The organism is Paenibacillus sambharensis (genome assembly GCF_003233845.1).
GTDB lineage: Bacteria > Bacillota > Bacilli > Paenibacillales > Paenibacillaceae > Paenibacillus_I > Paenibacillus_I sambharensis.
Genome location: NZ_QKRB01000058.1, coordinates 71916 through 97137, shown reverse-complemented (window position 1 = coordinate 97137; position 25222 = coordinate 71916). Strand labels below are relative to the sequence as shown.

Genomic DNA, 25222 nt, shown 5'->3' with positions numbered 1-25222 from the left:
TTCCCGACGGATAACCCGGAGACGGGAGGCCAGCCTCATGGCTGGTCTCACCCGGCCGGGCAAGCTTCAGCCGAAATCCCATACGTGCCTAGGGCAGTAGGAGTTGGAACGAATGAAAGTGGCATGGAAACAGCATTTGACGGGCTATGCCTTTATCGGGCCGTTCGTCATCGGGTTCCTTTGTTTTACGTTAATCCCAGTAATCGCATCGCTTTATCTATCTTTCACGGACTATGATCTGTTTACGACACCCTCATGGGTAGGTATCGAACACTACAAGGAAATGTTTATGTCAGACAGCAAGTATGCCACATCACTGAAGGTAACATTAATTTATGTCTTTGCAGGAGTACCGCTCCGTCTCGCTTTCGCGCTGATGGTGGCGATGCTGCTGAACCGGGCTTCGAAGGCAATCGGTTTATACCGTACATTATATTATCTGCCCTCCATCATCGGCGGAAGTGTTGCTGTATCTATCATGTGGCGCAACCTGTTCGGCGATGAAGGGGTAGTCAACCTCTTCTTGGATACGCTTGGCATCGGGGCTGTCCGCTGGTTTGCTGAGCCGCTTGCGGCGCTGTGGATGCTGATCTTCCTGTCGGTATGGCAGTTTGGTTCCTCCATGCTGATCTTCCTGGCAGGCCTGAAGAATATCCCAAGCAGTCTGTATGAGGCAGCGGGAGTTGATGGAGCAAACGGCTTCCAGAAGTTCTTCAAAATCACGATTCCGATGCTGACGCCTGTTATCCTGTTCAACACGATCATGCAGACGATCAGCGCATTCATGACCTTCGTTCCAGCCTACATTATTTCGAAGGGTGAAGGCGGTCCGCTTGACGGCACGCTGCTGTACTCCCTCTACCTGTTCCGTCAGGCGTTCGTGTACTTCGACATGGGCTACGCCTCGGCTATGGCCTGGGTCATGCTGATTATCGTTGGCATCATAACGGCTATTCTGTTCCGCAGCTCGCGGATGTGGGTTCACTATGAGTCGAAAGGGGGCAACTAGACATGAGAAGCAAACCGGTCAGACTGGTGATGTATCATATCCTGGCGGCAGGCGGCGCGCTGCTCATGCTGTACCCTGTGCTGTGGCTGGTGATGAGCTCATTCAAGCCGAGTACCATGATCTTCTCGACAGCTGAATCTCTGATTCCTTCCCCCTGGATATGGGAGAATTATGTTCAAGGCTGGAAAGGAATCGGCGGTTATACCTTCTCGACTTTTATCTCGAATTCCTTGATCATTGTTGTTCTGTCCACGATTGGCGTTGTGCTGTCCTCAGCGCTTATCGCATTCGGGTTTGCGAGACTGCAGTTCTGGGGCAAGAGCTTCTGGTTCATCATCATGCTGGTTACCTTGATGCTGCCTCATGACGTCGTGCTCGTGCCGCAGTATATTCTGTTTGCCAAGCTGGGCTGGCTGAACTCATTCCTGCCGATCATAATTCCGAACTTCTTCGGGGCGCCGTTCTTCATCTTCCTGATGGTTCAGTTCATTCGGACACTGCCCCATGAGCTGGATGAAGCGGCCACCATTGACGGCTGCGGCAAGTTCAGGCTGTTCTACCGGATTATTCTGCCGCTGATCGCCCCGGCGCTTGCTACATCGGCTATCTTCTCATTCTACTGGCGCTGGGAGGACCTGATTGGTCCGGTGCTGTATCTGAACAAGCCCGAGATGTATCCGGTGTCTATGGCACTCAAGATGTTCCTGGATAATGACACCCTCTCCAACTGGGGCGCCATGTTCGCCATGTCCGTTGTAACCCTGATTCCGGTTATCGCCGTATTCTTCGCCTTCCAGAAGTATATTGTCGAGGGGATTAGCACCAGCGGATTGAAGTAAGCGCAGATAGAATTTTGACGAACACAGGCTGCTGGTACCTCTCGTGTACCGGCAGCCTGTTTATTTGGACGGCAGGACTGTGAGATGGAAACAGGCAGGGAAGCAAAGTGCTATTGTCACGAGCTGCAAAGGGGGAGAAGAAAGGATGACATCTGTGCTTGATCAAGTGCTGCTGCACAATGTGGCGGAAGCGGAACGGACAGGACAGGGAGATTACCGATTGAGCCGGGTACCGGCAGATGTCCGGGAGCGGATCAACGAGGATGCGCAGAAGCGAGCGTTCAACACCTGCGGCTGTGAGATCCGGTTCGTCATGAAGGGCGAGGAAGCGGCCGTGCTGCTGCGGCGGGCAGAGTCGGAAGCAGCGGCTGCCTATGGCCTAGCGGAAGTCTATTTTGGCATGTTCCAGGGCATGTATGCGGAGACCCCTGTACCGGTTGGAACAGACACTGTGGCTGTTACAATCCGCAGACCCGCTCATATGGATGTGTTGAAGCGGCTGGCGAAGGAGCAGGGGATGGCTTTTGACCCTGAAGTCGTACGCGTCGTCCTGCCGTATGATTGGGAGTGCAGGCTGGTTGGGATAGAAGGAAACATTACGCGGCCGCGTGCGGACCAGCTGCCAGGGAAGACTATGGTGGCCTACGGATCGTCGATTACACATGGCGGCGATTCGGTACAGCCGACCGGAACCTACGCGATGCGGACAGCACGCAGGCTGGGGATGGATCTGATCAACATGGGCTCGGCCGGCAGTGCCCAGATGGATGAGGCTATGGCGGGGTATATAGCGGGCAGGAAGGATTGGCATCTGGCAACAGTGGAGATGGGCATTAATGTCATCCGGTTGTGGGAGCCGGCGAGGTTCGAGGAGGCGGTGAACCGGTTCCTGCGCGTGCTGGCGGACGGTGCCGGTGAACGTCCCGTCATCGTAACCGATCTGTTCCGCTGCATCCATGATGCTGCCGGGAACCCGAGAGCTGCCGAGTACCGAGGAATTGTGCAGGAGGCGGTACAGAAGCTGCAGTCGCCGCATTTCAGCTACATAAGCGGACTTGACCTTCTGCCGGACTACGCCGGATTGTCCGTCGACCTTGTCCATCCGGGCGCGGCGGGCCATGAGCTGATCGCGGAGCGGCTGGTTGCGGCTGTGCTTTCATAGAACAGAGCTCGGGGGCGAAGTCATCTCGTTAGCATCGGTAGATGAAGTTAAAAATAGTATATAGAATGCATAAAGAAACCGTTCCTTTCGTAAATGGCAGGCCCATTTTACTAAGAAACGGTTTCTTATTATTTCGTCTTCCTGTTCTATTCTCTTGGCAGATGCCTGTCTTACGACTCCGCCTTCTCTAATTCGTAGAAGTTGCCGTCTATCAGGACAATCGGGGGCTGTTCATCCCGCAGAATGATGAAGCTCCCTCCGCCATTCCAGTTGGCCACCACGATCGTCTTGACGGATTCGGACTCGATACCGATGTCGCTAAGCTCCACACGGTATTCCATGAGGAAAGCCTCTTTCGTCATCTCATACTCCTCATAGACAGGGGACTGAACCTCATTTTGGCCAACAGATGCTTTGTTCGCATTATAAACCACTGTCAGTCCGGTAATACCGCTGTTTGGTTCGGTCGATACTCCGGTTGAACCGACATGCTTGCTGATTGTCCACTCACCAAAGAAGGAAGGTGCATCTTCAGAACCGGCAGCGGTATCGGGATTCTCATCGGCTGCATCGGCCGCGCTGCCTTCAGTCCCGCCCGAATTCGTGCCCGCATTGCCCGGCGTAGCCTCTGATCCAGTGTCTGAATCATTGCCTGTTGTTTCATTGGTCAAATTGTCGGTTGGGTCCACAGCTGAATTCTCAGGCGGCTCAGCCGGCGCGTTGGTGTTGGTATTCCCGCCGCAGGCACTGACCAGCAGCATCAGCAGCAATATTAGCGGCACTGTGGAATAGCGGAATATTTTGTTCATAATGGATACCTCCTGTTTAGTAGGGTCGTGCAGATCTGTAGCAGTGGAACCCAGGTTTAATGACTGAATCGCTTCACTCTGAACCTCCACACAGCATAGCGGATAGAACCGTACGACAGGAACGCGGCAGCGGACGCTCTCTGCAACCGATAGAGCGCAACAAGGGCTTCCAGTATAACAACCGCTTCTCTGCGCATCTACTGCCCAGCCTGTCCTTCAATCACAAGCCTGCTGCCTTCTTCCTTCACCTTGAAAATAACCGGCCTCTCCTGCGGATTGGCGTTCGGTATGTGAATGGTGAGGCAGAGCTCTCCTTCAAAGGTGCGGAACAGCATGCCATGACCGCCGTCCTTCGCGAATACAGGCTGAGCATCCTGTGTCCATGGGCCTTCGATACCGCCTGAAGAGCGGGCCAGTCCCATGGTATAGCCTTGTTCACCGGCGCTGGACCAGAGCATGACCAGCTCACCGTCAGGCAGTCTGTGCATATAAGGACCATCGGTGATGTAGCTGTCCTTGTTATCGCCAACCGCTACTGCCCAAGGGGCATCCGAGGCTTTGAACAGCAGAATTGGGTCACCATCGGCGCGGCTCAGGTCGGGAGACAGGCGCACGGCATACATCTCGCCATCCTTCACCTCCACCCATTCCCGGCAGAACACCATCCAGGGCTGGCCTTCATCATCTGCATGCAGCGTGCCATCGAGGCATTCCCACCCATCGGGTGTTACCGGCTTGCCGCCGAACAGCGGAATGAAAGGCCCGACAGGACTGTCCGATACAAGAATGGAGGTTCCGCGTGTCTGCTGCTCCGACTTGAAGCTGGCAAACATATAACAGCGTCCGTTCCATTGATGTACCTCTGGTGCCCAGTAGTGACGGTCCGACCAGAAGTCCTCATCCGGGCGAAAAGCAGGCTCAGGCCCTTCCCAGCTGACGAGGTCCCGGCTGATATAGACATCAAAGCCCGTTGGCTTGCCCGACCAGGCGGTCGCACCGTCAGTACCGTACAGATAGTAAGCCCCAGTTCTCTCGTCTGTGAGAATGAAGGGATCGCGCAAATTAATCTCAGACAGGGATAAGGGTTTCATAGTGTTGGCTATCACCTCAGCTATAATTAATCGTACCAGCCGCTGCTAAAACATGGCTGCACGGTTTTTGTCCGGCGTATAAGAAGTAGACGAAGCCTGCAGCGGGTTGGTTTCACGGGAGAAGACCGGGGGTTGTGCCTTTTGTACAAAGAAGAGCATCCCGGCGGCAGTACAATGCCAAATCAGGATGCTCAGCTGCTTAGCTGTCTAGTTCTAGCCAACCGTAAGTGACCCGCCCCTAGAAATCACACCACCATGCTTGTCCATAATTTCCTTATAGACTCCGATGTAATCTCTAACCATGCGCTGCTGGCTGAAGCGCTCCTCCACCAGCTGCCGGCAGCCCTCGCGCGAGATGCCGCTGACTTCGGGAATCCGCCGCACCAGCTCATCCAGTGTATCGTCGGCGTAGCCGTTGCGTCCATTCTCAATGATCTCGGGCATCGAGCCCTTGCGGAAGGCAAGCACAGGGGTGCCACAGGCCATGGATTCGACAACACTCAAGCCGAACGGTTCGTGAAAATGGATCGGATGCAAGAGCGCATAAGCGCCTCCCAGCACCTCATTGCGCTCCTTCGGACCGACGGAGCCGATATACGTGATATCGGTGCCAAGATGCGGTGCTACATAAGCATCATAATAGTCCTGATCCTGGATAATGCCTGCGATCACCAGCTTCATGCCGGTTCGCTTGGCGATTTCAATGGCCTCACGTGTGCCCTTGTCATGATGAATCCGGCCGAAGTAGACGAGATAATCGCCCTGCCGCGGGTTGAACGTGAATGCCTCCAGGTCGATGCCATGATGGATTGTCCGGATGTAGTTCAGCTCGGCGCAGCGGTCTGCATCACTTATCGAGACATAGTAGGAGCTTGCATTGTACTTGCGGTAGACCGGCAGAATCTTGGGCGAGGAGAAGCCGTGTATCGTTGTGACGACAGGCGTCTGGATCTGCCCGCTGTACGATAACGGCAGGAAGTCAAAGTGGTTATGAATGATATCGAATTCATCCGCCTGTTCCATAACCTCCGCAATATGCAGGCATTCCCAAACCTTCGGGTCGAGTTCCCTGTCTTCTTCATAGGCTGCAGGACAGACGCTCCTAAGCTTGGCCGATGTCAGCGAGTCGGCGGTCGCATAGAGTGTGACATCGATCCCTTCCTTGACAAGTCCTTCCGTAATCAGGGAAACGACACGCTCCCATGGGCCGTAATGGCGGGGCGGCGTGCGCCAGGCAATAGGTGACAGCATGGCTATTCTCATCTTCAAGTTCTCCTTTCATCTCTTCTAGGATAGGAAGTGATTTTGGCCGTATTCGGGCGGGCCAAGGAATAGATGAAGTCTGCGGGCTGCATGCTGTTTCAGTCTGCAAGTACGGTTCCTAGGACGCAAAAAAACCGGCTTCTTCAGAAGCCGGTCTCATAAACAGTTTGATCGAACAGCTCCCCAAAAACCGAACATGCGTTCTAATTATTTTAGGCAACCCTCTAATCAACAGCATAGCAAATTTTTGAATATAAGTCTATTGTTTCTTAGCAGAATGTGGCACAATGATTAAGGTCTGCAGACGAACGATAATATAGGAGGTAACTGAATGGACGTTCAAAGTGCCTACCATGAGGAAAGCACACGCCTGAAGGAAACGCTGGAGGAAGTCAGGCAGCAGCTAGCGGGGATCGGCCCGCGGTATTATGGTAATGATTTTGTGGAGCAGCTGCTCGATGCCAAGCGCGAGGAGAGCCGGGAAAGGCTGCAGCTGCTGGAGATTGAGCCGTATTTTGGTCGGCTGGATTTTCACGAGAAGGGCAAGGACGGTGCGGCGCCGCTCTACATCGGCAAACGCGGCATGGAGAAGAAGGAGACCGGGCAGCCGTATATTATTGACTGGCGGGCGCCGGTAGCCAGCTTGTTCTACTCCTTCACGGGAGGTGACGAGCCTGTTGAGTACGAAGCGCCTGAAGGGATTGTGGGCGGCGAAATCCATTTGAAGCGCAACCTGTCGATCCGTGAACAGGTGCTCCAGCGCGTCGTGGACAGCTATGTCAGAGGCGGCGATAACCTGGGACTGAGCGATGAGTTCCTGCTCTACAGGCTGGGGGAGAAGAAGGATAATCGGCTGCGCGACATCGTGTCCACAATTCAGGCCGAGCAGGATCAGATCATCCGTGCCCCGCGTGCGAGGGCGCTTATTATCCAGGGGGCGGCAGGATCGGGGAAAACAACAGTGGCGCTGCACAGGCTGGCTTTCCTGCTGTACCAGTATCAGGACCAGGTGCGCGCGGACCGGATGATTATTTTTGCGCCGAATACGATGTTCCTCGATTATATATCCGGGGTGCTGCCGGAGCTGGGCGTCGGGAATGTACGGCAGACGACATTCACGGATTGGGCGCTGGAGCTGCTTGGTGACGAGGTGCGTCTCGCAGAGGACGATCAGGAAGGCAAACGCTGGTTCTCGCTTGAAGCGGCCAGGCCGGAGGAAGGCGAATGGACCTCAGGGCGCTACAAGGGCTCGATGGTATTCAAGGAGCTGCTGGCAGGCTGGCTGCGCGAATATGAGCAGTTCTACCTTCCGGAGCTGGATTTCGAGCCTTGGGAGGGCGGTCATCTGCCGTACAGGACGCTCCGTGAATGGTTTGAGGTGGAATATAGGCCGTATCCGCTGGCAGCGCGCCGGGACCGGCTCGTTGCGAGGCTGAACCGCTGGCTGGAGATGGAGCTTGGCAAGATTGCGGACCCGAAGAAGCGCAAGGAACGCAGCAAGACGGGCAAGCAGCGGCTGCGGACCTTCCTGAAGAAGCTGCCCGAGGTGACGGCGCTGCAGCTGTACCGCAGGTTCTTCGGTGTGGAGGCTTCGCCTGTAGCGGCGGCTGAAGGAATTCCGCAGACCATTGCGGAACAGACCAAGGCGGGTTTGAAGAAGGGTGTGGTCAGGCAGGAGGATCTGGCGGCGCTGTGCTGGATACACCGGCAGATCCATGCGGCTGAGGGGCGGATGCTCGATCACATTGTCGTGGACGAGGCGCAGGATATCTCGCCGCTGCAGGTCGAGCTGTATAAGTCATTCATGAATGAGCCGTCCTTTACGATCCTGGGCGATCTCGCGCAGGGCATTCATGCCTACCGCGGCATTCACAGGTGGGAGGAACTGTCGGAGCTGTTCAAGCCGGAGCAAACCTCCTACCATGAGCTGAAGCAGAGCTACCGCTCAACGCTGGAAATTATCGAGTTTGCGAACACGATTTTGCCTTATACGGATACAGGGCTGCCGGCGGCGCAGCCGGTCTTCCGCAGCGGGGAACCGGTTGAGGTTGTCCGCTGTGCGGGCACGGATGAACGGGACCAGCGGGTCCGTTCGTATATTGAGGAGCAGGTGGCAGGCGGCATGCGGACGGTCGCGGTCATCTGCCGGACGGATGAAGAGTGCCGCAGTGTGCATGGCATGCTGGAGCGGGAAGGCGTCGAGGTTTCCCTGATTCTCGAAGGGCAGCAGGCTTACAAGGGCGGCGTATCGGTTGTACCGGTGTACATGGCCAAGGGTCTGGAGTTCGATGCCGTGCTGCTGCCGGATGTGGATGAGGGGCGTTACACCGCTTCCCCTGCCGATGCCAAGCTGCTGTATGTCGGCTGCACCAGAGCGCTGCACCGCCTGACCTTGCTGCACATAGGGGAAGCTTCGCCGCTGCTGGGGTAGCGGAGGATCTGAAATGAGGCGGGCGGTTTAAACGGGAAGAGAAATGCGAATTGTCTTGCCCGATCTTAACGGTTCATAGATGAATACAGGTGGAAAACATGCTGGTCCCGGATAGTCGTGGACCGGCTTTTTTTGTTCATAATATTCCTTTTTCTAGGTGAATTGTAAATATTTTTCCATAAGTCTGTCGTTAACCTAACAAGATGCCAAGAAACTTCTTGCCGCACTCCTATTAGAGAAGGGTTGACGATGAGACACACAATAGTTAAAGAATGTTTGCAATTACTTCGTTCTCCACTATGGCTGATACTGTTTGCCGGATGTATAGGCGGTTCCGTTGTGTTGCCGCGTGCCAACCTGACAGGGCTGGATGTTATGCCGGGTATGGTCTATTTCATTATGGTAACAAGCCTTCTGTTCTTCTTGTACGGAGCTGAAGAGGCACGGGGAGAGCAGCGATGGTACCAGCTGGAGCTGGTTCGCACCTTACCCGGCTTTACAGGCAACCGGCTGGGCAAGCTCCTGTTCTGGATGCTGCTTACCGGAATATTCTATCTGATCTTCTTCACGGCGGTCGTCCTCTACATTCTGGAAGTCCATGGAAGTGAAACGATTCATGAAGTGCCTCATGCGCTGCTGTACACAGTGCTCTGCTGGTGGGCTCCGTTCTTCTTATCCGCCGTGCTCGGTTATGTGCTGTACAGCCTTACCAGCAGCTTGTACAGTTACGTTCTGATTGCGCTGGCCTGGTTTCTGATTATGCCTTACAACGCAATGGTATTGGGCGATATTGTGCCAAAGGAGGTTACGGGCTGGCTAATCGTGGGAGACCCAAACATTGAACTGGTCATGGGGATTTATGATATGGAGAGTCAGCGGGTAAACAGGGGCTTCTTCATTCAGCGGGCGGTAGCCGCGGTGGTGATCATCGGTGCCTATACCGGCCTGACGTGGACACGGCCAGTGAGACAGTTTGCCCTGGTCTGCATGGCGGGGGCGCTGATTCTGCCAGTCTTCTCGCCCTATGTCCCCTACTTGACGGACGAGGGCTGGTCGGTTTACTCTTACGCTCCTGCTGCACCAATAGACGAGAAGGAGCTTCAGTATTCGGTTGACCATGTATATATGAAGATAACGCATGGCAAGAGCAATCATGATCTGTCCTATCGTTATGAAGCGGATTTGGAGGCGGAGAACGGTACGATTTCGTTTGCGCTGTGGGATGATTTTGAAGTGAAGGAGGTTATGCTTGGAGACAAGCGCATCGCCTATACGCAGCAGGAGGATCTGTTGACCCTTAAGCTGCCGTCCCGCGAAGGGCGGTTGAAGCTTACTGCAGCAACACAGACTTACGAATCCGTTGGCCCCCATTTTGCCGAGCTGCCATCTGTTCTGCCTTGGTACCCGATGCATCCGGCGGAAGCTCTAGATCCGTATCATAGCGGCCGGAAAGAGAGGTACCGGATTGAAGTGACGGGCAGTGAGAGCAGTCAGATACACACGAATTTGAGCCCTGCCGGGAAGGGTGTCTGGGAAGGGCAGGCTTATGGCCCGACGATCTTTTATGGTGAATATGTGGAAGATGGCGGGCTTTTGAGACCCGCATTTGTTTCACAGAAAGCAGCGGTCAGGACTCATAATGCCCATAAACTGATCGTACAAGAGGCCAGAAGCAGACTGGCTGAAACAGCAGAGCTGCCGGGCCGTGGGGTTATCATGACGACGATTAATGAATTTTCTGCGAATCCGGACGAATATTTTACCTCTCCGGACAGCATTTCACTGACGCTGGATGTGTTATTTCTAGCTCAGCCTCCCTACGCTAGCAGCGATTTTCATCAGAGAATCATGCTCTTTATTGACCTATACTCCGGTGATATTGAGAATACGCAAATTTCATTTTATGAAGATGTGTACGGCCAGGCGTTTATGGAGCAGCTGCGCGAGCAGTACGTTCCTCTGCCGGATGAGGAGAAGGAAAGGCTTATTAGAAAGTGGTATAACGAGACACAAGGTTTGCTCACACCAGAGCAGGTATTGGAGGACTTGAAGCATGCTGGTAGCTGAACAATTGACGAAGGCATATGGCCGTAAAACTGCGCTTCACGAAGCGTCATTCACGCTGTCGAACGGAATAACGGGCCTGCTTGGCCCCAATGGTGCCGGCAAAACGACGCTGCTGCGGATTTTATCCACCTATCACCAGCCGACAACAGGAAAGCTGACTCTGGACGGCGTACAGTGGAGCCGCAAAAATATGGAGCATATCCGCTCGCTGATCGGCTATCTGCCTCAGCATGTCGGGCTGTTTCCCGCTTTAACGGTCCGCGAGTATCTATCTTATATAGGAAGCATGAGGGGAATGGACAGCAGGCTGGTGAAAGAGCGGACAGAAGAGGTGCTGCATGAGGTTAACCTTGCGGATAAGGCCCGTGAGCAGGTGCGGTCGCTTTCGGGAGGCATGAAACAGCGGCTCGGTATTGCGCAGGCCATCCTGCATGAGCCGTCTCTGCTGCTTGTGGATGAACCGACTGCGGGTCTGGACCCGGAGGAGCGGATCCGTTTCCGGAATCTGGTCAAGCGCCTTGCGTTTAACCGGGCTGTTCTGCTCTCGACGCATATTACGGGGGATATCACCATGACCTGTGACCGGGTTTTTCTCATGAAGCAGGGACGGCTGGAAGCACACGAGCATGTGCATTCTGTCACCGGTTATGCCAGCGGGAGGGTCTGGGGGTTGTATGCGGGAAGAGAGGAGTACGAACGGCTCCTCGGCAATCCGGCATTATTCATTACGGATGCTGCTCAGCAGATCGGGGGCGGGTATAATCTGCGGATAATTGCGCAGGACGAGCCGTGTGCGGGCGCCGAGCTGGTTCAGCCTACTCTGGAGGAGGGTTATATGGTGTGGTTAAACGGGAACTAGTGCAGTGGCGTTATGTCTGGACAGCCCATAAGCCTTTGTTTGTCATTCCGCTGCTGCTGTGGCTGTTAGCCGTGATTGCCGGGACTACATCGCAGCAGTTTTCCAAAGAGATGACCGCGCTGGTGTTGTATCCCGCTCTGGCCTTTCCCATGCTTGGGCTCATGTCGCAGATTGGCAGTTCAGAACAGAAGGAGCTGTGGATTACACTGCCTGCAGCGCCGTGGAAGGCAGGTGCCTTAAGACCGCTGCTTCTAAGTCTTCTATATGCGGGTCTGTACGCTGCCGTCCTTCGTCAGTACTTTGATGCTGCTGAGGTTTGGGCAGGGTTTGTGTCAGCTATGCTGTATATGCAGATTACCGCGGCCTTGGTTGCCTTGTTCAAGCATAACGCCTTCGGGCTCTGTCTCGCGCTGTGTTATCTGTTCTTCGGTATGTTTGCAGGCGGAAGCGGACAAGGGCCGCTGTATCTGCTGCAGTGGTACCGCCAGAAGCTGGGTACGACCCCAGAGGCATTCGTTACGGTACAAGCGGCGGCTTGCGCGTCTGCCGCCGTCCTTACTGCCCAGCTGATCCGCTTCAGGGAGAGTTTTCACCTATTGAAGGATTAATACCGTGCAATGGGGGAGAGGGTGCAACCTTGGCGGGATCCCGTTCGTCAATAAATTGAATGGAAGAATATTACCAATCGAGGTGTTCCGTATATAGAGTTGTCCCAAAGAACAGCATGGCTGCTGATGATCATCGTGCTGCTGGCTGGTTGTTCGGCCGAAGCTCCCCCCGGGAAGGCGGAACTCAAGACGCAGAGGCTGCATGAATTTTACCCTGGTTCAATATCGAATGTGGAGGCTGTCGAAATTCTGGACGGCTCAACAGGGGACAGGAAGCTTATCTCGGATGAACTTATGGTGCGGGACTGGATTAATCAAGTGAAAGATATGATATTCGTTCCAGATCCCAATCAAGAGGGTCGGACGGGGTTTCTGTATGAGGTGTCGCTCTTTGAGGGTGAAGAGAGGAAGCTGAGCTTCACACCGAGTGCAGTGGGCGGGCATTATTATCTGCATAATGAAAAGCTGCTGGCGCGTGTGGAGGCGTTATTCCAGGGAGCGGGTGGGAAGTCGCAGTAAGACTGAGTTAATAGCTTGAAGGACATAAGGGAGAAGAATACCCCCGTCATTGTTCTTAGCGGGGGTAAACATAACCACACATAGTAAGATATCAGAGATTTCTCACATTTCCCAAGTCTCATAATCATTCCTATCCATCCATGCGTCTCCTATAACTTTAACTAATTCAGAATGAGAGAGTCCAGTAGAGTCAACGGTGGCAAGGATCTGCCTAAACTCTGCTTGAGAAATTTTAGCTTCCCACATCGCATCAATGAGTCCTCTACGAGTTGTATTTATATGAATTCCAGCGATGGGATAAGGCAGTTTTTCACCAGCGTCTTAAAATCCTGCAGCGTTTCCTTCTCAGTTATAGAACTGCCAACAGGTTGGATGGAAAGAGTAGGGGTTGGCTTATGCAACGTAATTTTTAATAGAAGAGTAATCGATTATTACTAAAGGCAAAGTTAGAATTGACTAAGCTAAGAATATCCTAACTAACGATTAGGTGGAGGTGAAGGGTTTCTGAGTTGAAACAATCCGATCATTAAAGACAGGCCACAGATCATACTTATCATTTCAAAATTCACAGGGATTGTTACAAAATATTTTATCACAGAAAAAATAAATAATGGTAAAAAGACCACTAGAAGATAAGGGTATTTAACATCAATTACTTTTAAATTAATAAATAACAAAGAAATATAAATTCCCATAAATACATACATTAATTCAATATAGAGATGATTTTTGATGTTGTACGTAATGGCTATTTCCTCTAACAACTCCAATTTTAGAGGATTGAAGTAGTAAGAAATAACCAAGAACCCTATCAGCCAGATAACGGAATATAAATATCTTGGCATAATGTCCCCTTCCCTAAAACATATTTTTTTCTATATTACAGGATGACTTTAAACAATTCTAGTCGCTAAATTTATTTGGTTAATTTGAACTATATAGAATAAATTTATATAGTAAGAAGGTTGTTATTGTTTAATTTTTATTTGATTTACCTTCAATTGGTATTATAATATGTTTGCAACTACAAAATAAGGAGTGTGAGTGATGAGGAAAAGTATTTTTATTTTTGTGTTGTCTTCCTTGGTTCTTCTGATGTCACCGCTAACTGGTAATGCAGAAGGAAAAAATGCAGGAGAGAAAAAGGGTCGAATACTAATTAAAAACAAGGAAATCATTGAACTGAAAATTCTAGAGGAACGTGCGGAAAAAGGATTAACAGATTTGGTATTGGATGAAGGCACTAGTACAAAAACAAATATAGTCATGACCTCAAAAAACGGAAAGAAAATGAGGTTTAAAGTGAAAAAGCTCAAAACAGCGCAACTCCTTGAAAAAAGCACCTCCGTAAATGGAGATACTGTAGAATCTTATGCTGTAACTTCTATTACAAACTATGATAGCGACCGATATGATTCTAAAAATGATAGTAGTTACGGTATAAAAGCCTACTCAAGAATATATATTGATAAGATTACATACACCGATGTTCCAGGTACCTATTGGAAACTAATAAAAGCTACAGGAGGATGGGAAAGGAACGATCCAATATTAAGGCTAGCCAACAGAAAAGTGAATTTAGGGACTGTAGGACTGTCAAGGCAACGTATAGAGAGTCAACAGGTAACATACGAACCTACTAGAGATACATGGTCTTACAATGCACCAAGTGACTGGAATCCTGTAAATTCACAAGGAGTGAATATTACTACTCCATTTGTTGGTGCATCTTCGACAGTAGATATCTTTGTTAGTGATCCGGATAAATCATGGGAACTCCAATTTGCAAATAATTTCAAATAATGAGTGTTTCACTTCTTTTATTTTTAAACATGAAAGTGAAGATAAAAAGTAATATTGAAACCCATATACTGAACACTTTAAAAATGGTGTTTAGTATATGGGTTCCTTTTTACATTAGCTACCCCATCTATCACGTGGTTTAGATATATTGTGGCAAGTAACACAGGGGCAGCAAGTTACTTCCCAGCCGCCTCACGGTAAGCTTCCATGTAAGCTTGAGCCTTGGATGTGATCAGGCTGAAATCCTGCTTGGCGACGGCTTCCTTGGTCAGGTCGGAGCCGATACCGACAGCGAATACGCCGGCTTTGACCCAGTCCTTGAGGTTCGACAGGGAGACGCCGCCTGTCGGCATCAGGTTGGCCTGCGGGAGCGGCCCCTTGATCGTCGGGACGATTGAAGGCTCGAACAGGCTGCCCGGGAACAGCTTGCAGACGTCAACGCCAAGCTCAAGCGCGGCCGTGATCTCCTGGATCGTCACAACGCCAGGCATGACCGGTACCCGGTACCGGTTGCAGAGCATAATCGTGTCACGATTCAGGGCAGGGGCAACGACGAACTCGGCTCCCGACAGGATCGTTGCGCGTGCCGTCTCTGGATCAAGCACCGTGCCGGCGCCGATGATAGCATAATTATCTGCTGATGGGTCGCTGCTCTGGTATTTCTTGGCCAGCGCAGTTATGGCTTCAAGCGCGAATGGGATGGTCATCGTAATCTCGATTGCCTTGATACCGCCTTCGATAGCATGCTCGGCCATCCGGACGACTTCCTCCGGCGAATCGCCGCGGAGTACGGCTACGACGCCTGACTCGCGGATTTGTTCAATGAGTCGCAATTTTTTCATGACGCACACCTTCCGTGTAGTCGAATTAAGCGGACCGGACAGGCCGGCCCGCTTCTCTGTTTCTATTACCCGACGCCTTGGACGGGCCAAACGCGTTAGCGAGCCATCCAGCCGCCGTCGACGCACATGACATGGCCATTCAGATAATCGGAAGCGGAGGAAGAGAGGAATACGACCGGTCCCTTCAGATCATCCGGTGTGCCCCAGCGTCCGGCAGGAATACGGTCGGTAATCGATTGGTACCGCGCTTTATCCTCAACAATCTGCTTCGTGTTGTTCGTCAGCATATAGCCAGGAGCAATCGCGTTGATCTGAACGCCTTTGCCTGCCCACTCATTGGCGAGGGCTTTCGTAATGCCCGCAACACCGTGCTTGCTCGCCGTATAACCAGGGACATTGATGCCGCCCTGATAGGAGAGCATGGAGGCGATATTGACGATTTTGCCGCTGCCTCTCTCCAGCATATGGCGCCCGGCCAGCTGGGACAGGTAGAAGACGGTGCTCAGGTTGATGTCGATGACATCCTGCCAGTCCTGCCAGGCATGCTCTGCCGCTGGTGTGCGGCGGATGATGCCCGCGTTGTTCACAAGCACATCGACACGGCCGCCAAATTCCAGCGCCTGCTTGAACACATCCTCAAGACCTTCCGGCTGGCTGAGGTCAGCCTGCAGATCGACAGCCTTCCGGCCAAGTGCCTCTATCATCGCAACCGTCTCTTCACTGCCGCTGTTGGATACGGCAACAATGTCGGCGCCAGCCTCTGCCAGACCGACTGCCATACCTTGTCCGAGGCCGCCTGATGCCCCTGTTACAACTGCCACTTTACCCGATAAGTCAAACATGCCCATGTCCGTTCCCTCACTCTCATAATATCAACAATCTGTCGTGATATGGAGCTGTTTCTTCTATATAAAATAAAGACTGATCCTCATAATCTTAAGATGATCCTCAATCCGCAGGCAGGTCGCCGTATTCCACTTCGACACCGGCCTCTGTATAAGGCTGGGCTGCTGATTCAGTCAGGCCGCTGTCCGTTATAATCCGGCTGACCTCCTTCAGCTCTGCGAAGGTGCGCAGGGCAAACTGTCCGAATTTGTGATGGTCGGCCACCACATAAGTGGTGCATGTCGATTCCAGCAGCGCCCGCTTGAAGGCGATCAGGTCACCTGTATAGATCGAGAAGCCATACTCCGGATGGACACCGGTGGCGGACAGGAAGGCCTTCTGGACATTCAGGCTGCGGACATAGCTCTCAGCTTCCGGTCCGGTCAGCATATTGCGAACCCGGTAGCCGCCGGGAACAACAAGCCGGATATCGGGCTTGCGCGCCAGCTCGCCAATGATATAGACATCATTCGTGATAACGGTAAGCGGTATGTTGTCGAGGCGGCGGGCGATCTCCAGCGTCGTTGATCCGCCGTCAAGCGCAATAATGTCCTTCGGCTCGATATAGCGGAGCGCGCGCTCCGCTACCTCAGCCTTCTCATCGCTGTGCTTGACGACAGGCTCCTTGACGGAGAGAATGCCAAGCTGCTCGCTCTGAGCCAGCACGGCACCGCCATGCACGCGTACCAGCAGGCCCCTTTCCTCCAGCTTGGCGAGATCCTCCCGGATCGTCTTGCCTGTCACCTGCAGCTGGTCGCTTAAATCCGCAACCGTAACCTCCTTGCTGGCAAGGAGCTGTTCCATAATGGCTTCATATCGTCGTAATGGGTTCACCTGATTCGCATCCGTTCTGTGTACATTTTATAGGTAATTGTACCATAACGATTTAGAGATGATTAACGCAGGTCCTTCATGGCTACCATATCCATATCGTCGAAAATCTGATTTTCGCCGGCCATACCCCAGATAAAGGTATAGTTGGATGTGCCTACGCCGCTGTGGATCGACCAGCTGGGCGAAATGATAGACTGCTCATTGCGCACGACCAGGTGACGGGTTTCCTGTGGCTCGCCCATGTAGTGGAAGACTACGCCGTCTTCCGGCATATCGAAGTAGAAGTACACCTCGGCGCGGCGGTTATGGGTGTGGCAAGGCATCGTATTCCACATGTTGTTCGGCTTCAGCATGGTAAGACCCATGACCAGCTGGCAGCTTTGGATGCCGCCGCCGTGAATGAATTGATAGATCGTGCGTTCATTTGAATTGGCGATGCTGCCCAGATGCTTCGGATTCGCTTCGCTGATGGAAGCTTTTACAGTCGGGTACTGCTTATGTGCCGGTGCGGAGTTGAAATAAAACTTGGCCGGGGAAGATGAATCTTTGCTGCTAAAGGTTACATCCTGGGCACCAAGACCAATGTAGAGGCAATCCTTGGTTTCCATATCGTAGGAAGTGCCGTCCACGGTTACCGTACCTGCTCCGCCGATATTGATAATACCGATCTCACGGCGCTCGAGGAAGAAGTCTGCACCCATTTCCTTCTTGTCAGCATCAAGCTTAACCGAACCGTTCACCGGCAGAACGCCGCCAACGATAAAACGATCCACATGAGTATACGTAAGGTTCAGCTGATTCTCAGTAAACAGAGACTCGATCAGAAATTCCTTGCGTAGGCGGGAAGTATCAAAGCTCTTAACCTCATTAGGATGGGAAGCGTAACGGATTTCCATTTGTCCAGCACTCCTTTTAGGTTTATATTAGTTTAAAATGAGTTCATTTAAGTTTACTTTACTCCACATATGGGCATTTGGCAAGTGGTTCTGGTATAATTTGTGAGCGGTTGCATGGAGCAGCGGCCAGGAAACCAAGAAAAAGAATGAGAACCAAAGCGTGTTCACGCCTTTGGTGCAAAGCTGTATCGTTTATAATTCCTTGAAATGGGAAATGAATTCAAACTATGGAAAGTTATTTGTGCGGAAGCTGTTGTGAAAGTCCTATTACTAAGGAAAAAGCCTTATATTTCAGATGTGCGTACAAGTTAGCTGTGCTATAATGACTGTAAATAAAGGAAGGGCCCGGGTGGAATAATGGGAACTAGGGAAATGCCAAAATATATGCAGCTGCGGGACGAAATCTTGGTGTCCTTGCAGGCCGGCAAATGGAAGCCGAATGAGCAGATGCCTTCCGAGCATGAGCTGGCTGCCAAGTATGTGATGAGCAGGCAGACAGTCAGGCAGGCGCTTGGCGAGCTGGAGAAGGATGGCTGGCTGTACCGGCTTCAGGGCAAGGGGACCTTCGTCTCGCCGCGCACAGGAGCCCGGCCCCAGAGGGAAGTACAGACTGTGGGGATGATTACGACCTATATATCAGACTACATCTTCCCGCATATTGTCCGCGGCGCGGAAGCGGTACTGAGAAGCAGGGGCTACGGCCTGCTGCTGTCCAGCACGGATAACGACAAGGCAAGGGAGACACAGAGCCTGCGGATGATGCTGGGACAGCCCTTAAGCGGCTTGATCGTCGAGCCGACGAAGAGTGCGCAGGGCAATCCGAACCTGCACGAATACTTGAATCTGCAGGATCATAGGGTGCCGTTCCTGATGATCAACGAACGGTATTCGGACCTCGACTGCCCTTGTCTGAAGGTGGATGATGAAGCGGGCGGCTTCAAGGCGGCGGAGCATCTGATCCAGCTTGGCCACCGGAGGATAGCCGGATTCTTCAAGACGGATGACCTGCAGGGCACGAACCGGATGAAGGGCTTCGTCCGGGCTCACCGGCAATATCAGGTGCCAATGACTCCAGATGCTGTGACTTTCTATACATCAGAGGAAAAGGAAGTCAAGCCGGTTGCGACAGCGAAGGCTATGCTGAGCCGCACGGACCGTCCAACGGCATTCGTCTGCTACAATGATGAGCTGGCCCTTACGCTGCTCGGAGCGGTCAGGGAGCTGGGGCTCAGTGTGCCGGATGACTTATCCATGATCGGGTTCGATGACTCGACGCTTGCGGTGGCATCCGAGGTGAAGCTGACGACGCTGACGCATCCGAAGACCGAGATGGGAGCTGCAGCCGCCGAGCTGCTGCTGGATTTAATAGAAGGACGCCGGACTATGCCGGCAGAGGATATTCTATACGAACCGGAGCTCATTATCCGGGATTCCACCAAGGAGCCGCAGCTGGTGCTGTAGCTCTTTTTTCAGGACTTGTATGTACCAGTTATGAACATATTAATTAATTCTTGAAGATAGGTACGTACAAGTGTATAATGAGACCATCAATTACTGTCTTTGTGAGAGGAGTGGACAAATCGTGCTCGAGCAGTTGAAGCAGGAAGTCCTCGAAGCTAACCTGGATCTACCCAAGTATAAAATGGTTACGTTTACATGGGGTAATGTCAGCGGCATTGATCGTGAGAGCGGTCTGGTCGTCATTAAACCAAGCGGTGTCCCTTATGAAGAGCTGAAGCGTGATGACATGGTCGTTGTCGACCTGGAAGGCAAGGTGGTTGAAGGTAATTTGAAGCCTTCCTCCGACACACCGACCCACGTAGTGCTTTACAAGGCTTTCCCTAACATTGGCGGTGTTGTTCACACCCATTCGCCTTGGGGAACGACTTGGGCGCAGGCGGGCCGGGGCATTCCTGCCCTGGGTACGACGCATGCGGATTATTTTTACGGAGAAATTCCTTGCACCCGTCTGATGACGGAAGCTGAGATCAAGGGCGCTTATGAACTGGAGACCGGCAATGTGATTGTGGAGACATTCCGTGAACGCGGTATCGACCCGGACATGGTTCCGGGCGTGCTGGTTAACTGCCATGCTCCATTCACATGGGGCAAGGACGCGCACACGGCTGTTCACAATGCGGTTGTTCTGGAGGAAGTTGCCAAGATTGGTCACCGTACGGCACACCTGAATCCTGAGGTTCAGCCGATGGACCAGGACCTGCTGGACCGTCACTTCCTGCGCAAGCATGGCAAGAACGCCTACTACGGTCAAGGCACCGGTAGCGGCAAGTAATTGCTCTGCAGGCCGTGTGAGTGAACGGGAATAGGGCAGCTCACCATACAGAGAACGGATAACCGGCGGAGGTGGAGCATGAGCAGCACAACGTACGCAATCGGAGTGGACTACGGTACGCAGTCCGGCCGTGCTGTCCTGGTAGACCTTGCAGATGGTACGGAGGTTGCGGATCACGTAACACCTTACCCGCATCATGTAATAGATGAGAAGCTGCCAGGATCAGGTGTCAGGCTGGGGCATGATTGGGCGCTGCAGCATCCGGGTGATTATCTGGAGGTGCTGAAGCGGTCGGTACCGGCAGTCATGAGGGAATCCGGTGTGGACCCGGCTGATGTGGTTGGCCTAGGAATCGATTTCACAGCGACAACCATGCTGCCGGTCAATGAAGCGGGCGAAGCGCTCTGCCTCCTGCCGGAATACAGAGATAACCCGCACAGCTGGGTTAAGCTGTGGAAGCACCACGCCGCTCAAGAGGAAGCGAACCTGATCAACGAGATCGCGAGGAAGCGCGGCGAGAAGTTTCTTGCACGTTACGGCGGCAAGACTTCATCGGAATGGATGATTGCGAAGATCTGGCAAATACTTAACGAAGCACCGGATATCTATGAGAAGGCCGACCGCTTCCTGGAGGCAGCGGATTGGGTCGTCTTGAAGATGACCGGCAGCTTCACACGCAACAGCTGCACATCCGGGTATAAGGCGATCTGGCACAAGCAGGACGGCTACCCCGGCAATGACTTCTTCAAGGCGCTTGATCCGCGTCTTGAGCAACTGACCGAGACGAAGCTGCGCGGCGGCATTCTGCCGCTCGGCAGCAAGGCAGGCGAGCTGACAGAAGAGATGGCAGCGGCAATGGGACTTCGTCCTGGCATCGCGGTTGCTGTCGGCAACGTCGATGCGCATGCAGCCGTACCGGGTGTGGGCGTTGTGGAGCCCGGCAAGCTGGTCATGGCGATGGGCACGTCGGTCTGCCATATGCTTCTGGGTGAGAAGGAGATCGAGGTTGAAGGCATGTGCGGCGTTGTGGAGGACGGAATTATTCCCGGATATCTGGGATATGAAGCCGGGCAGCCGGCAGTAGGCGATATCTTCGAGTGGTTTGTGGAAGAAGCGGTGCCGGCCTATGTGAAGCAAGCAGCAGGCAGTGAAGGCATCGGCGTTCACGAATACCTGACGAGACTCGCTTCGGCATATAAGCCGGGACAGACCGGTCTGCTCGCGCTTGACTGGTGGAACGGCAACCGGTCCGTCCTTGTCGATACGGACTTGACCGGCCTGCTTGTCGGGATGACGCTCCTGACCAAGCCGGAAGAGATCTACCGTGCACTGCTGGAGGCAGCAGCATTCGGCACCCGGAAGATCGTGGACGCATTCCAGGACAGCGGTGTGCCGGTTATCGAGCTGTATGCATGCGGCGGATTGCCGCAGAAGAATGCGCTGCTGATGCAGATCTACGCGGATGTTACGAATCGTGAGATCAAGGTTGCGGCATCGAAGCAGACGCCTGCACTGGGTGCGGCTATGTTTGGCGCCGTAGCGGCCGGCAGGGCTAACGGCGGTTATGATTCCATCGTGGATGCCGCCCGCAAGATGGCCCGTGTCCGGGAGGAATCTTACAAGCCGATTCCTGAGCATGTCGCGGTCTACGATAAGCTGTACGGGGAATACACCAAGCTTCATGATTATTTTGGCCGCGGCGGGAACAATGTCATGAAGGTACTGAAGTCGATCAAGGAAGATACTGCATCCCGCTAACGTTGGATTCGCAGCGATTCCTGTGATTATAGCTGTTTTTAAATAATGCCAACACCCAAGGGGGATATTTAACCATGTTGAACGTAAAAGCGTATAAGTTTTGGTTCATTACAGGAAGCCAGCATCTGTACGGTCCTGAGACGCTGGAGCAGGTAGCGGATCACTCCCGCAAAATCGTGGAAGGCCTGAACAAGGCTGGTCTGCCATATGAAGTGGTATTCAAGCCGGTTGTGAAGACAACCGAAGAGATCCGTCAAGTTATGATCGATGCTAACAGCGATGCTGACTGCGCAGGTGTTATCACCTGGATGCACACCTTCTCGCCGTCCAAGATGTGGATCTCCGGCCTGTCGCTTCTGAACAAGCCGCTGCTGCACCTGGCGACCCAGTACAACCGTGATATCCCTTGGGATTCCATTGATATGGACTTCATGAACCTGAACCAGGCAGCACACGGAGACCGTGAGCATGGCTTCATCGGCGCTCGCATGGGCATCGCCCGCAAAGTCATTGTCGGATACTGGGAAGACCAGCAGGTTCAAGGCAAAATCGGCGGCTGGCAGCGTACAGCGGCTGCGTTCGCTGAAAGCCGCACGCTGAAGGTTTGCCGCTTCGGCGACAACATGCGTAATGTAGCAGTTACCGAAGGCGACAAGGTTGAAGCTGAGATCAAGTTCGGCTGGTCCGTTAACACCTACGGCATCGGCGATCTGGTTGAGCGCATCAATGCGGTTTCCGACGAAGAAGTGAACCGTCTGATGGAGCTGTATGCTGAGAAGTATGAGATTGCAGTCAAGGATGACGCACAGCGCAGCAACATTGCTGAACAAGCCCGTATTGAAATCGGCATGCGTTCCTTCCTTGAAGAAGGCGGATTTACAGCGTTCACGACAACCTTCGAAGACCTGCACGGCATGAAGCAGCTTCCGGGCCTGGCAGTTCAGCGCCTGATGGAAGACGGCTACGGCTTCGCTGGCGAAGGCGACTGGAAGACAGCCGCTCTCGTACGCCTGATGAAGATCATTGCAGGCAACGAAGGCACGTCCTTCATGGAAGATTACACGTATCATCTTGACCCGCAGAACGAGCTCGTTCTTGGTTCCCACATGCTTGAGATCTGCCCGACTATCGCAGTCGACAAGCCAAGACTGGAAGTACATCCACTGGGAATCGGCGGCAAGGAAGATCCGGCACGTATGGTGTTCAACGGCCGCTCCGGCGCTGCCCTGAACGCATCCATCATCGACATGGGCAACCGTTTCCGCATGCTGGTTAATGAAGTTACGGCTGTTGAGCCTAAGGAAGCAATGCCGAATCTGCCGGTAGCACGTGTACTGTGGCAGGTGCATCCGAACCTGAAGGACGGCGTAGAAGCTTGGATTCTCGCTGGCGGCGCTCACCACACTGGCTTCTCCTATGTGGTAACAACCGAGATGCTGCAGGACTTCGCTGAGATGGCTGGCATCGAATGTGTTGTTATCGACAAGAGCACGGTTCCGACTGCATTCCGCAACGAGCTGCGCCTGAACGATATCGCTTGGAAGCTTCGTTAAGCTTCACTTGTAAGGTAACGGTTTGAATCAAGCTGCAGATGACTGGTCAGGCAGGCTATGCTGTCTGCCGGTACTGCGGTGAAGAATAGATCAACTGCAAGCTGTCCCGGCTCAGAGTTAGAGCAGCCGGGACAGTTTTTTTGTGTCCAAACCGTGGAGGCATTCCTTTTTGCTGGAAAACTAGTAAACTGTTTAGTAGGTTAATCATTAAAGAAGCTAAACAGCATGAACAGGGGGCGGGAAAGATGCAGAATAGGAATAAGCTGCGCAGCATGGGAGTTCAAGCTCCAAAAGGGGCAGCGAGAAAAAGCTATCTGGCCAGTAAGATCAGGCAGGCGAATGCCTTTTATAACGATAGGGAGACGAAGGACCTGAAGTTCAAGAAGCTTGGAGCCAGCTCCTTTTCCTTCTTTCGGGGGACGCCGGATATTTTCTTCTATGATCTGGCCAAGTACATAATCGTTCCCGAAGAATGGAAGGGGCAGCCCGGTCTTACGACCTGGGTGCAGGGCGACGCTCACATTCAGAATGTAGGCTTCTACCATAACAGCAAAGGCGAATGTGTATTTGATCTTAATGATCTGGACAGCGCCTTCATCGGTCCCTTCTATTGGGACCTGCTCCGTTTCCTGACCAGTCTCTTCCTTGAGCGGGATAACAGCGGACAGCTGGCCGATCTGCTGGACGAGGAGCTGAAGCAGAGTGCGCTGGTCTTCCTGGATGCCTACCGGAGCACGCTGGCTGATGTGAGCAGCGCAAGCATTCCGTCAACGGCCGAGCTGACCAAGGAGCGGTTGAAGGGCTTCACACGCCGCGTGATGAAGGAGCTGGCTAAGGGCAGCCATGCATCGCTGCTCGATAAGTGGACGAAGGTAAAGGACGGAGAACGGGTGCTCCGCAGGCGCAAGACGAAGTACCGCGCGTTAAGTGAAGAGGAGCGGCAGCGGTTCGAGACGGCCTGGCACAGCTACCCGGCTTCGCTCGCTGAGTTTGCGGAGGACAGGCTGTCGGTGAGTTCTAACTATTGGCGTATCAAGGATGTGGCTTACCGGATCAACCAGGGTACGGCAAGCCTGGGAACCACGCGGTACCATGTGCTGCTCGAAGGCTCGCCGGATGGCCCGGACGGAGATATTCTTCTGGATGTAAAACAGCAGCTTTCCCCGCCGATGCTGGCTGCGGATCAAGCGCTAAGGGAGCGGTATGTAGAGCTGTTCGGACAGCGGCATGGTGAGCGGGCGCGAGCGGCTCATGATGCGCTGACCGGTGATAAGGACATTTATGCAGGCGTACTGACGTTAGATAACGTGGAGTACGCTGTGCGCAGCATCTCTCCCTTCAAGGGAGATTACACCGATGTCGGCGGCTTTGGCGGCCAGAAGGATCTGGATAACTATCTGTCTCACGCTGGCCAGGCGTATGCGCTCGCCCATGCGCGTTCAGATAACAGCTTCCATGCCGGGTATGTGCCACACAGCTTCGAGGATGCATTTGCTGCAGCAATGGATGACGAAGCCTGGAGCCGGTTTTGCGATGAGCTGCTTGAACTGTCGTTTCAGTATTATGAACAGGTCAAGTCCGACTACCAGCTGCTTGCAGGAGATTTGCTGAGCGGTACCCTGCTGGGCACTCATGCATAATCTGGTTAACAGCTGGCTTCTGGGCGGGCGGGAAAAATGTCATTTTTTCTGAGACACAATT

Annotated in this window: 21 protein-coding genes; 14 read left to right on the top strand and 7 right to left on the bottom strand. The window is 53.1% G+C overall.

What is annotated here, in order from left to right:
• Positions 1-112: 112 nt before the first annotated feature.
• The 3 genes from DNH61_RS24555 to DNH61_RS24545 all read left to right on the top strand — a co-directional run bounded on the left by DNH61_RS24555 (position 113) and on the right by DNH61_RS24545 (position 3010).
• Entirely contained in the window at positions 113-1009 is an 897-nt protein-coding gene (locus DNH61_RS24555; protein ID WP_111149587.1) for a carbohydrate ABC transporter permease, read from the top strand.
• Positions 1010-1011: 2 nt separating this feature from the next.
• Positions 1012-1848, top strand: a complete 837-nt coding sequence (locus DNH61_RS24550) for a carbohydrate ABC transporter permease (RefSeq protein WP_111149585.1) — start codon at positions 1012-1014, stop codon at positions 1846-1848.
• Between the two features lie 145 nt (positions 1849-1993).
• A complete protein-coding gene (locus DNH61_RS24545; protein ID WP_111149583.1) occupies positions 1994-3010 on the top strand; it encodes a GDSL-type esterase/lipase family protein in 1017 nt (338 codons plus the stop codon).
• 170 nt (positions 3011-3180) lie between these two features.
• Here the strand turns inward: DNH61_RS24545 and DNH61_RS24540 are convergent, their stop codons facing one another.
• The 3 genes from DNH61_RS24540 to DNH61_RS24530 all read right to left on the bottom strand — a co-directional run bounded on the left by DNH61_RS24540 (position 3181) and on the right by DNH61_RS24530 (position 6173).
• Positions 3181-3819, bottom strand: coding sequence for a hypothetical protein (locus DNH61_RS24540; RefSeq protein WP_111149581.1), 639 nt, complete (start codon positions 3817-3819; stop codon positions 3181-3183).
• Between the two features lie 197 nt (positions 3820-4016).
• Positions 4017-4910, bottom strand: coding sequence for a glycoside hydrolase family 43 protein (locus DNH61_RS24535; protein ID WP_111149579.1), 894 nt, complete (start codon positions 4908-4910; stop codon positions 4017-4019).
• A gap of 213 nt (positions 4911-5123) precedes the next feature.
• A complete protein-coding gene (locus tag DNH61_RS24530) occupies positions 5124-6173 on the bottom strand; it encodes a glycosyltransferase family 4 protein (protein ID WP_111149577.1) in 1050 nt (349 codons plus the stop codon).
• A gap of 331 nt (positions 6174-6504) precedes the next feature.
• Here DNH61_RS24530 and DNH61_RS24525 point away from each other — a divergent pair, with 331 nt between their 5' ends.
• The 6 genes from DNH61_RS24525 (at position 6505) to DNH61_RS24495 (ending at position 14460) form a co-directional block, all read left to right on the top strand.
• Positions 6505-8604: a HelD family protein gene (locus DNH61_RS24525; RefSeq protein ID WP_111149575.1), complete on the top strand. Its 2100-nt coding sequence runs from the start codon at positions 6505-6507 to the stop codon at positions 8602-8604.
• Between the two features lie 339 nt (positions 8605-8943).
• On the top strand, positions 8944-10671 hold the full coding sequence (locus DNH61_RS24520; RefSeq protein WP_111149573.1) for a hypothetical protein: 1728 nt from the start codon (positions 8944-8946) through the stop codon (positions 10669-10671).
• Complete coding sequence (locus DNH61_RS24515; protein WP_111149571.1) at positions 10658-11530, top strand: ATP-binding cassette domain-containing protein; 873 nt, start codon at positions 10658-10660, stop codon at positions 11528-11530. The genes DNH61_RS24520 and DNH61_RS24515 overlap by 14 nt, the downstream gene beginning before the upstream one ends.
• Positions 11512-12138, top strand: a complete 627-nt coding sequence (locus DNH61_RS24510; RefSeq protein ID WP_146241141.1) for a hypothetical protein — start codon at positions 11512-11514, stop codon at positions 12136-12138. The genes DNH61_RS24515 and DNH61_RS24510 overlap by 19 nt, the downstream gene beginning before the upstream one ends.
• A 99-nt stretch (positions 12139-12237) precedes the next feature.
• The gene (locus DNH61_RS24505; RefSeq protein ID WP_111149567.1) at positions 12238-12657 is read left to right on the top strand and encodes a hypothetical protein; all 420 of its coding nucleotides are present in this window, start codon (positions 12238-12240) and stop codon (positions 12655-12657) included.
• A gap of 1047 nt (positions 12658-13704) precedes the next feature.
• Entirely contained in the window at positions 13705-14460 is a 756-nt protein-coding gene (locus tag DNH61_RS24495) for a hypothetical protein (protein ID WP_111149563.1), read from the top strand.
• A 176-nt stretch (positions 14461-14636) separates the two neighbouring features.
• Here DNH61_RS24495 and DNH61_RS24490 read toward each other — a convergent pair whose 3' ends face one another.
• The 4 genes from DNH61_RS24490 to kduI all read right to left on the bottom strand — a co-directional run bounded on the left by DNH61_RS24490 (position 14637) and on the right by kduI (position 17917).
• Entirely contained in the window at positions 14637-15302 is a 666-nt protein-coding gene (locus DNH61_RS24490; RefSeq protein ID WP_111149561.1) for a bifunctional 2-keto-4-hydroxyglutarate aldolase/2-keto-3-deoxy-6-phosphogluconate aldolase, read from the bottom strand.
• 95 nt (positions 15303-15397) lie between these two features.
• Complete coding sequence (kduD, locus tag DNH61_RS24485; protein WP_111149559.1) at positions 15398-16150, bottom strand: 2-dehydro-3-deoxy-D-gluconate 5-dehydrogenase KduD; 753 nt, start codon at positions 16148-16150, stop codon at positions 15398-15400.
• Between the two features lie 100 nt (positions 16151-16250).
• Positions 16251-17021, bottom strand: coding sequence for a DeoR/GlpR family DNA-binding transcription regulator (locus tag DNH61_RS24480; RefSeq protein ID WP_111149557.1), 771 nt, complete (start codon positions 17019-17021; stop codon positions 16251-16253).
• A gap of 62 nt (positions 17022-17083) precedes the next feature.
• Positions 17084-17917, bottom strand: coding sequence for a 5-dehydro-4-deoxy-D-glucuronate isomerase (gene kduI, locus DNH61_RS24475; protein WP_111149555.1), 834 nt, complete (start codon positions 17915-17917; stop codon positions 17084-17086).
• Between the two features lie 357 nt (positions 17918-18274).
• Here kduI and DNH61_RS24470 point away from each other — a divergent pair, with 357 nt between their 5' ends.
• The 5 genes from DNH61_RS24470 (at position 18275) to DNH61_RS24450 (ending at position 25161) form a co-directional block, all read left to right on the top strand.
• Positions 18275-19378, top strand: a complete 1104-nt coding sequence (locus DNH61_RS24470; protein ID WP_111149553.1) for a GntR family transcriptional regulator — start codon at positions 18275-18277, stop codon at positions 19376-19378.
• A gap of 121 nt (positions 19379-19499) precedes the next feature.
• Positions 19500-20210: an L-ribulose-5-phosphate 4-epimerase gene (gene araD, locus DNH61_RS24465; protein ID WP_111149551.1), complete on the top strand. Its 711-nt coding sequence runs from the start codon at positions 19500-19502 to the stop codon at positions 20208-20210.
• A gap of 78 nt (positions 20211-20288) precedes the next feature.
• Positions 20289-21968 (top strand): ribulokinase, encoded by a 1680-nt coding sequence (locus DNH61_RS24460; RefSeq protein WP_111149549.1) that lies wholly within the window; start codon positions 20289-20291, stop codon positions 21966-21968.
• A 74-nt stretch (positions 21969-22042) separates the two neighbouring features.
• Complete coding sequence (gene araA / locus DNH61_RS24455; RefSeq protein WP_111149547.1) at positions 22043-23521, top strand: L-arabinose isomerase; 1479 nt, start codon at positions 22043-22045, stop codon at positions 23519-23521.
• A 245-nt stretch (positions 23522-23766) separates the two neighbouring features.
• Positions 23767-25161: a DUF2252 family protein gene (locus DNH61_RS24450; RefSeq protein WP_111149545.1), complete on the top strand. Its 1395-nt coding sequence runs from the start codon at positions 23767-23769 to the stop codon at positions 25159-25161.
• Positions 25162-25222: the final 61 nt, after the last annotated feature.

What these genes read in the sequence shown, in the direction of transcription:
- DNH61_RS24545 (WP_111149583.1), top strand. Translation starts at nt 1,994, where the DNA reads ATGACATCTGTGCTTGATCAAGTGCTGCTGCACAATGTGGCGGAAGCG.
- DNH61_RS24535 (WP_111149579.1), bottom strand. Translation starts at nt 4,910, where the DNA reads ATGAAACCCTTATCCCTGTCTGAGATTAATTTGCGCGATCCCTTCATT.
- DNH61_RS24555 (WP_111149587.1), top strand. Translation starts at nt 113, where the DNA reads ATGAAAGTGGCATGGAAACAGCATTTGACGGGCTATGCCTTTATCGGG.
- DNH61_RS24490 (WP_111149561.1), bottom strand. Translation starts at nt 15,302, where the DNA reads ATGAAAAAATTGCGACTCATTGAACAAATCCGCGAGTCAGGCGTCGTA.
- DNH61_RS24530 (WP_111149577.1), bottom strand. Translation starts at nt 6,173, where the DNA reads ATGAGAATAGCCATGCTGTCACCTATTGCCTGGCGCACGCCGCCCCGC.
- DNH61_RS24495 (WP_111149563.1), top strand. Translation starts at nt 13,705, where the DNA reads ATGAGGAAAAGTATTTTTATTTTTGTGTTGTCTTCCTTGGTTCTTCTG.
- DNH61_RS24515 (WP_111149571.1), top strand. Translation starts at nt 10,658, where the DNA reads ATGCTGGTAGCTGAACAATTGACGAAGGCATATGGCCGTAAAACTGCG.
- DNH61_RS24450 (WP_111149545.1), top strand. Translation starts at nt 23,767, where the DNA reads ATGCAGAATAGGAATAAGCTGCGCAGCATGGGAGTTCAAGCTCCAAAA.
- kduI (WP_111149555.1), bottom strand. Translation starts at nt 17,917, where the DNA reads ATGGAAATCCGTTACGCTTCCCATCCTAATGAGGTTAAGAGCTTTGAT.
- DNH61_RS24540 (WP_111149581.1), bottom strand. Translation starts at nt 3,819, where the DNA reads ATGAACAAAATATTCCGCTATTCCACAGTGCCGCTAATATTGCTGCTG.
- DNH61_RS24470 (WP_111149553.1), top strand. Translation starts at nt 18,275, where the DNA reads ATGGGAACTAGGGAAATGCCAAAATATATGCAGCTGCGGGACGAAATC.
- DNH61_RS24525 (WP_111149575.1), top strand. Translation starts at nt 6,505, where the DNA reads ATGGACGTTCAAAGTGCCTACCATGAGGAAAGCACACGCCTGAAGGAA.
- araA (WP_111149547.1), top strand. Translation starts at nt 22,043, where the DNA reads ATGTTGAACGTAAAAGCGTATAAGTTTTGGTTCATTACAGGAAGCCAG.
- DNH61_RS24550 (WP_111149585.1), top strand. Translation starts at nt 1,012, where the DNA reads ATGAGAAGCAAACCGGTCAGACTGGTGATGTATCATATCCTGGCGGCA.
- kduD (WP_111149559.1), bottom strand. Translation starts at nt 16,150, where the DNA reads ATGGGCATGTTTGACTTATCGGGTAAAGTGGCAGTTGTAACAGGGGCA.
- DNH61_RS24460 (WP_111149549.1), top strand. Translation starts at nt 20,289, where the DNA reads ATGAGCAGCACAACGTACGCAATCGGAGTGGACTACGGTACGCAGTCC.